Source organism: Virgibacillus sp. FSP13, assembly GCF_054048505.1.
In genome coordinates this window covers 50,145-57,612 of record NZ_JBSVKG010000024.1, presented here as the reverse complement: position 1 = coordinate 57,612, position 7,468 = coordinate 50,145, and the positions used below count along the sequence as shown (strand labels likewise).

Annotated in this window: 7 protein-coding genes; 5 read left to right on the top strand and 2 right to left on the bottom strand. The window is 37.1% G+C overall.

Translation table 11 applies throughout. The features are described from left to right. Positions 1-537 precede the first annotated feature (537 nt). The 4 genes from ACW2QC_RS16635 to ACW2QC_RS16620 are packed head-to-tail and all read left to right on the top strand — an operon-like array spanning position 538 to position 3,666. Positions 538-912 (top strand): GntR family transcriptional regulator, encoded by a 375-nt coding sequence (locus ACW2QC_RS16635; protein WP_457545067.1) that lies wholly within the window; start codon positions 538-540, stop codon positions 910-912. A 12-nt stretch (positions 913-924) separates the two neighbouring features. Continuing rightward, positions 925-1,614 carry an ATP-binding cassette domain-containing protein gene (locus ACW2QC_RS16630; RefSeq protein ID WP_457545066.1) on the top strand — a complete coding sequence of 230 codons (690 nt, stop codon included), beginning with the start codon at positions 925-927 and terminating at the stop codon, positions 1,612-1,614. Beyond that, positions 1,611-2,444: a hypothetical protein gene (locus ACW2QC_RS16625; RefSeq protein WP_457545065.1), complete on the top strand. Its 834-nt coding sequence runs from the start codon at positions 1,611-1,613 to the stop codon at positions 2,442-2,444. The genes ACW2QC_RS16630 and ACW2QC_RS16625 overlap by 4 nt, the downstream gene beginning before the upstream one ends. A gap of 13 nt (positions 2,445-2,457) precedes the next feature. After that, entirely contained in the window at positions 2,458-3,666 is a 1,209-nt protein-coding gene (locus ACW2QC_RS16620; RefSeq protein ID WP_457545064.1) for a hypothetical protein, read from the top strand. 151 nt (positions 3,667-3,817) lie between these two features. On the opposite strand, the gene ACW2QC_RS16615 is transcribed toward ACW2QC_RS16620, so the two are convergent. Next, on the bottom strand, positions 3,818-4,417 hold the full coding sequence (locus ACW2QC_RS16615; RefSeq protein WP_457545063.1) for a short chain dehydrogenase: 600 nt from the start codon (positions 4,415-4,417) through the stop codon (positions 3,818-3,820). A 229-nt stretch (positions 4,418-4,646) separates the two neighbouring features. Continuing rightward, the gene (locus tag ACW2QC_RS16610) at positions 4,647-4,982 is read right to left on the bottom strand and encodes a thioredoxin family protein (protein ID WP_457545062.1); all 336 of its coding nucleotides are present in this window, start codon (positions 4,980-4,982) and stop codon (positions 4,647-4,649) included. Between the two features lie 165 nt (positions 4,983-5,147). On the opposite strand from ACW2QC_RS16610, the gene helD reads away from it, so the two are divergent. After that, a complete protein-coding gene (gene helD, locus ACW2QC_RS16605; protein ID WP_457545061.1) occupies positions 5,148-7,460 on the top strand; it encodes an RNA polymerase recycling motor HelD in 2,313 nt (770 codons plus the stop codon). The last annotated feature ends 8 nt before the right edge of the window (positions 7,461-7,468 follow it).

Sequence of the window (7,468 nt, the reverse complement as noted above, 5' to 3'; positions counted from 1 at the left end):
TTAGTGATTTTCTGATTATCAAGTGGTTATATCCCATAAAATCAACGTATCGAGGACTTATCACTTGAACAGAAAGTTATTCCAAGCTGCGGAAAAATGCGAGACTCCAATGGGAAAAGGAACAGTTTGAAGACCCCACAGCGAGCGTTCTTTGCGAGCGAGGAGGCTGAAGCGTTCCCCATGGAAAGCGAGTATTTTTCCGCAGCGCTGGATTAGCACTCGTCTTATATAGAAGGGGTGGAAGTCACACTAAATGTTACTGCGCAGTTTATATATATTGTGTAAAAAACAACAAATGCTTTCGATGGGAAGAGTAATCGCAGTCCTAATCTATTAGAAAACAGCCTATTTCAAAAATGGGGTAACTACCTTTAACAGAAGATAAAATTCCTTGTTGACAAACATGGTGTATTAACCATATAATACATCTCAAGGGCGTATTAACTGCTTAATACACATTTTTATAGCCTTGGTGTATTAATCGCATAATACACATCCGAAAAAGCTACACATCTGAGAAATATAGGAGCTGTGTTTATGAGGAAAGTGAATTTTAATAATCGGGATCCTGTATATGTGCAGGTTGTTCGTCACTTTAAAGAAGAAATCGCAACAGGAATGCTTGAACCTGGACAGGAAATTCCATCACGACGCGAATTAGCGAACAAATTGAAGATAAATCCAAATACTGCGCAACGAGCATATAAGGAAATGGAGGAGGAAGGCTTGATTTATACAGAGCGAAATTTGCCTAGCCGCATTACACAGGACGAACAGATCTTAGGAGCGGTGAGAGAAGAGCTTATTTTAGAAGCGGTGGAATCCTTTGTAAGCTCCATCCGTTCTATTAATGTCCCAGTTGAAGAAGTAATCGATATGGTGAAAGAAAAATATACAGAAAGCAATGAATAGGAGGGTTATCACATGATTGAAGTAAAAGACATGAAGAAAAAATTTGGTCGCAAGCAAGTACTACATGATGTTTCATTTACAGCGAATAAGGGCGAAATCACTTGTCTGATCGGAATAAATGGTGTGGGGAAAACGACGATTTTAAATGCAATCATGGCATTAACGCCGATTAATGGCGGACAAATTTTAATCAACGGGGAAAAAATCAATAAACACAGCTTCGAGAAAGTAACCTTTATTCCTGATGCAATTACCATGTTACCGCAAATGCGGATAGCAGACGCAATGGAATTTATGAATGATTTTTACGACTGCTGGAATCAGGAACGTGCAGTAGAATTACTTGGATTTTTTAAGTTAAAAGAAACCGACCGAATTTCTGATCTATCGAAAGGTAACACAGCAAAAGTGAATCTATTGCTTGGCTTAGCAATGGATGTTGATTTCATATTAATGGATGAACCATTTTCTGGGATCGATATGTTTAGCAGGGAACAAATCGCCGAAGTGTTTACTAGCCATTTAATTGAAGATCGAGGGGTAATCATCACGACCCATGAAATTAACGACATTGAACATTTAATCGATAAGGTAGTGTTGTTAGATAATGGAATTGTACTGAAGCAATTTAATGCAGAAGAGGTCCGAGAAGAGGAAGGGAAATCTGTAGTTGATGTAATGAGAGAGGTGTACCAAGGATGAAACGATATATGAAGCTGGTCAGTTTTGAATTCAATCGGTTTGCAAAAATTTATGTGGTCCTTTTGGCAATCACAATTATTGCTCAAATTGCTGGCGTTATTGTCAAATCAAAAGGTTACTTAGCAGAAGCGAATGAAGCGATTAATGAGGATATGATACCAAAAGCGCAATTTCTATCGGAGACGGGGCCGATGAGTTTGCAGCAAGTTGTTCGAAGTGTATGGTTCCTTGGCCCAATTGCATTGTGTATTGCAGCGATAGCGTTTTACATCTTTTTCATTTGGTATCGTGATTGGTTTGGGAAAAACACGTTTATCTATCGATTACTGATGCTACCAACGGCAAGGCTAAACGTATTCTTTGCTAAAATCACAACCATCTTAATAACCACGTTTGGGTTTGTGGCACTTCAATTAATTTTATTGCCAATTGAGAGTACCGTTTTAAAATGGATGGTGCCAAAAGAGTTTCGGATGGATATGGGTATAAAAGATGTTATTGGAAATATGCCCGAGTTAACCCTTATTATTCCACAAAGTTTTATCGAGTTCATTCTATATTATGGTGCTGGTTTGATGGCGGTTGCTGTCCTGTTTACGGCAATACTCTTTGAACGGAGCTATCGATTGAAGGGGATTTTTATGGGAATCGCATACGGGGTTGTGGCTATCGTTGTCTTCCTTGCTCCTGTTCTCTTAGAAAAACTTTTACAAATGAACTATTTTTATCCGCTGGAAATGCTAGCATTGGAGACGGTTATGGGATTAATCGTTCTTGTAGGTTCCATTTGGATGAGCGGATTTTTATTAAATAAAAGAATAAGAGTGTGAGGAGGGGACTATCATGATGAAAAAATATTGGAAAGCCATTGCTATTTTGACCGTAATTGTACTATCTATCGGAACGTATTATATTCAGTCCGCTGTGTCGGCAAGCCAATATCCGGAATTTGTTATTAAAAAGCAAAATGGTGATGAAAAGGAAATAGAAAACCTAAATGTAAGTGGTAGTTTGCAAGTCGGTTCAACAAATCAAAATTTGGAAATAACAGCAGATGGGTCGCTATATGATAGTGAACGTTCATTTTTTGATCGAATAAAGGGAACACAGTCCTTGATTGGGCAACTCCGAAAAGAGCATCGAAGTTTTATGCGCGGGAAAGGGATTAACCTTGCTGCTTATTTTGAGAATGAAGATTTTCTTGCATATGGCGATGTATCCTATCAAATTAGTTCACTACGACCAAGGGACTATGATTTTGAGATTTCCGTTTTGGATAAAAAGAGTGATAAAACAACTACATTTACTTTAGGTGTTCCAAACAGTGCGGACATCAATTATATACAAGTCTTAGATGTACAAATGGTGAATGATAAATTAAAGGTGCTTACACATAATTCACTAACAGATTACAATAATATCGAGATTCATGTGTATGAATTTAATGTGAAAACGAATGGATTGACTAATGATGATACGATCATATCGGCAGCGGGACAGACGGGAAAGAAAGATATGTATACAGATGTTTCTCTACTAAATGAAACAGACTTTATGAATGCCCATGAATATGCTGTTTTTAATAAGTTCGTGGGAGAACAGGTGCAACTTGAAGATGGGACGTATACATCAAAGGAAAAAAGCAATGAATTGATTGCATATAATTTTAAAACAGGTAAGAAAAAAGCGGTCAAACTACCCGAAAAAATTCGAGGACATAAGTTTAATACGTTTGATGGAACATCGATCTATGGTTTTGAAACGAATAAGAACGGGATAGTGGTTACACCGTATAATTTAAAGAATCAAACGGTTGAAAGGAAAATTTCGATACAAATATCAGGTTCTGATGATGTAAAACCATCCTTTCAAATAAAAGATGGCAAATTGTATGCACTGCAACACCTTACCAATTTAAAAACATCAGCAAATTTGGTAGTATCTGACCTTGAATCAGGCAAATCATTGTATAAAGGTGAAATAGTCAAGCAAGATCCAGCCGCTGGAAATGATGAGTATGAATTATCTTTGTATAATGTAGTGATACAGTAAAAGGAAAAACTTGCTTATGAAATTAATCATAAGCAAGTTTTTTGCGATATGGAAAACATAAAAATTTGGTGCCTAATTTATTCTTGGGCATGATAGCCACGTCCAACGCCCAGCGACTAGCGCGACTTCCCTCACCTCCGTTCGATAAGTCTTAATACACTTCATAGTTTTGTCCGGTTTGTGCGCCTAGGACACTTTTCTTATAAGCTAATGCGACACGTTTTGCAGGGACAGGGTCAAATCCTTGGAAGAATTTTTCTAACCTTTCCCATGATTCCTGAACGGCATTTGGACTGACGCTATTGATCCGAATTCCTCTAGGCATCTCAATTGCGGCAGACTTTACAAATGCTTTTACACCGCCATTAGCCATTGCTGCTGAGGCCCCTTGTCGTATTGGATCGTCCATCATGATACCAGTTGTTAAGGTGAAGCTTCCATTGTCACGAACATTGTTTAAGCCTAATAATACCAAGTTAATTTGACCTTTCAGTTTGCTCTCAATTCCCTTTTCATTTAGTTCGGGTGTTAATTCCGTGACAGTGGCAAAATTAGCGCCACCTGAAGCATTTACTACCGCATCGACTTCGCCAACATTCTCGTACATATTCTTAATGCTGTCTACGGATGTGAGATCAACCTGAACATCAGCGCCATTTCGCCCAGCACGGATGACTTCATGATCACCCGCCAATTTTTTTGTGATTTCTTTTCCGATTGTGCCACTAGCACCAACAATAAGTATTTTCATATGTTTTAAACCTCTTTTCATTATAATTGTGAATGAAACTATTTTTGTTCCTTTGATTTATTGTACAAATCAAGTGCATATTAATAATGGAAAAATTATTAATCGCATTTTCAATATAACAAAATGAATCACATCTGTAGATAAATGTATGTTAGAAAACGAAACTTATGCTTGCCTTTAGGGGTTGTAAATATGGGGAAGAAAATTAAAAATGTAGCTGCGTCATAAGTCAGCTACATACATTTTTATATATTTTATTAATCTTTTCATCTAATTGATCAAGATGAACAATCCTTGCTTCCCGTATATATTCTTTTCCATCGACGAAAAATAAAAGCACTGGTACGGTGAAGACAGAAAACAGACTGGCTACTTCCTTTACTTGTTCAGCATTAACATGACCTAGTTTAATTTTTGGATAATGAGTCATTAATTCATTCACTTGGGGAAATAAGCCATGACAGACACTGCAATTAGGTTGGGAAATAAACAGAAAGGTTAATGGATTGTTGTATATGAAGTTCTTTAGCATATCAATCGACGTTAATTCCTTAAACTCTCCCAATTAAAAAAACCTCCAATTTTACGGTTGCATTGAAGTTGTAAAAGTAGTAATATAGTTTATATGTGATTAAATCATATTATATTAAATAAACATCCATTGTTATCATAACACACTTGCATTTGAAAGTCAAAGGATTAATTTTAGAGGTGAAACGGAGGCGATATGATGAGTAGTAAAAATGAAAGTCGTGAAGCAGAACAGCGTCGGGTTGATGAGGTTATTGATGAGATTAACCAAAGAGAAGTGAGACTGTATGCAAAAGCTACTGGATTAAAAGAAAGTGTCATCGACCTTCGAAAAAACTTTTGGGACAATGTAACGGTTAACCTGGATGAACCTGATGATGTAATAGAAACCCAGGCAAGCATTAAACAACAGGCAGAGCTATTATCAGAAAGAGAAAGGTTTCATGGCAAAATAGGAGAAGAGTTAAAGACATTAAAACAACTTAAAAATTCCCCGTATTTTGGACGGATTGATTTTTGGGAGGAAAGAGAACCCGAGAGTGAACCAATCTATATTGGGATTTCTTCATTAATGGACAATGAGGACGAGGATTTTTTGGTTTATGATTGGCGAGCACCGATTTCGAGCCTTTATTACGATTACTCTCCGGGTGAAGCTAAATATAAAACAGTAGATGAAACAATAAGCGGCGAAATCACACTAAAAAGGCAATTTATAATTCGTAACGGTATACTAAATGGAATGTTTGATACCGGTGTAACAATTGGTGATCAACTTTTGCAACAAGCGCTGGGCAATAATGCAAGTACAACAATGAAAAGCATCGTAGCTACTATTCAAAAAGAGCAAAATAAAATTATTCGCGATGAAAAAAATAAATTATTAATTGTTCAAGGTGTTGCTGGAAGTGGAAAAACATCAGCAGCGCTACAACGAATTGCCTATTTAATGTATCGATATCGTGAAACGTTAACTCCTGAAAATGTTATCCTGTTATCACCGAATCCTTTGTTTAGCAGTTATGTTTCCAACGTACTTCCGGAATTAGGAGAAGCAAATGTAAGACAGACGACATTTCATGAATATTTGGAAGCAAAAGTCGGGGAACAACAATCAATAGAATCACCATTTCAGTATATGGAATATAAGTTAGCTGGAGCACAGGATGATCAATATCATACAAAAATGGAAGGTATTGACTACAAATCAAGTCTGAAATTTAAACAACACGTGGATGAATTTGTTGCTGATTTAGCGAATGAGGGGTTACTTTTTAAAACTATTTCATTTCGCAAGCAAGTTCTTATTTCAAAAGAACAAATTCAAGATTATTTTTATTCCTTGGATTCGACTATTGCAATACCGAATAAAATGGAGCTTGTCGCAAAATGGCTGCTTGCTAAAATACGAAAGCAACAGCGGGAAGAGCAAAGTAAAGACTGGGTTATGGAGCAAATTGAACTACTAGATAAAGAGGATTACTTAGAAGCATATAAGCATATACAAAAACAGGATCAGACGGAGGAATTATATGCAACTGGTACGGAAGAGGAATTTTTACGAAGAGAAGTTGTGAAAAAAGTCTTTTCTGTGCTGAAAAAGCGGATAAAACAGTTTAAATTTGTTAATGTGTTTGCAACGTACCGAAAGTTTTTTAAAGAATGGAGCCCAGAAGAAGTGCCGGAACATTGGGATCGTATTAGTGAACAAACTGTTTCAGAGCTCTCCCGGAATTTTCTATCATGGGAAGATGCTGTACCATATGTGTATTTTCAAGGCCAAATATTGGGGGACAGTGCTGATCGGTCAGTTCGCCACTTGTTTATAGACGAAGCACAGGATTATTCACCATTTCAGTTTGCTTTTATTAAAAGTGTATTTCCTTACACGAAAATGACCTTGTTAGGCGATATTAATCAAGCGATATATACGCATGCCGTTCAAGGAAGTCCGCTTATTCCAGAAAACTCAGCTGAAAGTCATGAACGAATTGTACTCACAAAAAGTTATCGTTCCACAAAACAAATTGTAGCGTTCACGAAATACTTTGCCCCTGCTGGAGACATAATTGAACCGTTTAATCGGGAAGGAAAAAAGCCGGAACTTGTGGAAGTTAACGATAAGGTAGATATAAATAAAACATTGCAAATAAAAATAGAGGAATTAAAGGGTAAGGGGCATGAGACGATTGCGGTTATCTGTAAAACGCAACAGGAAAGTGAAACCATTTTTGCAACGCTGAAATCTGAGTTGCCGGTGAAACAGCTAAATGAAGCGTCGCGTACTTTTGAAAAGGGGATATTGGTTCTTCCGGTTTATTTGGCAAAAGGGATTGAATTTGATGCTGTCATCATTCCGGATGCATCTGTTCAGAGATATGCCTTGGAATCAGATCGAACACTTTTCTATACAGCTTGTACACGGGCAATGCATGAATTGATTATGATTACAGCAGGACAAAGGTGCCCGTTTATCATGGAGGCTCCGCAAGACAAGTATTTCTCATATTAACGATAAGC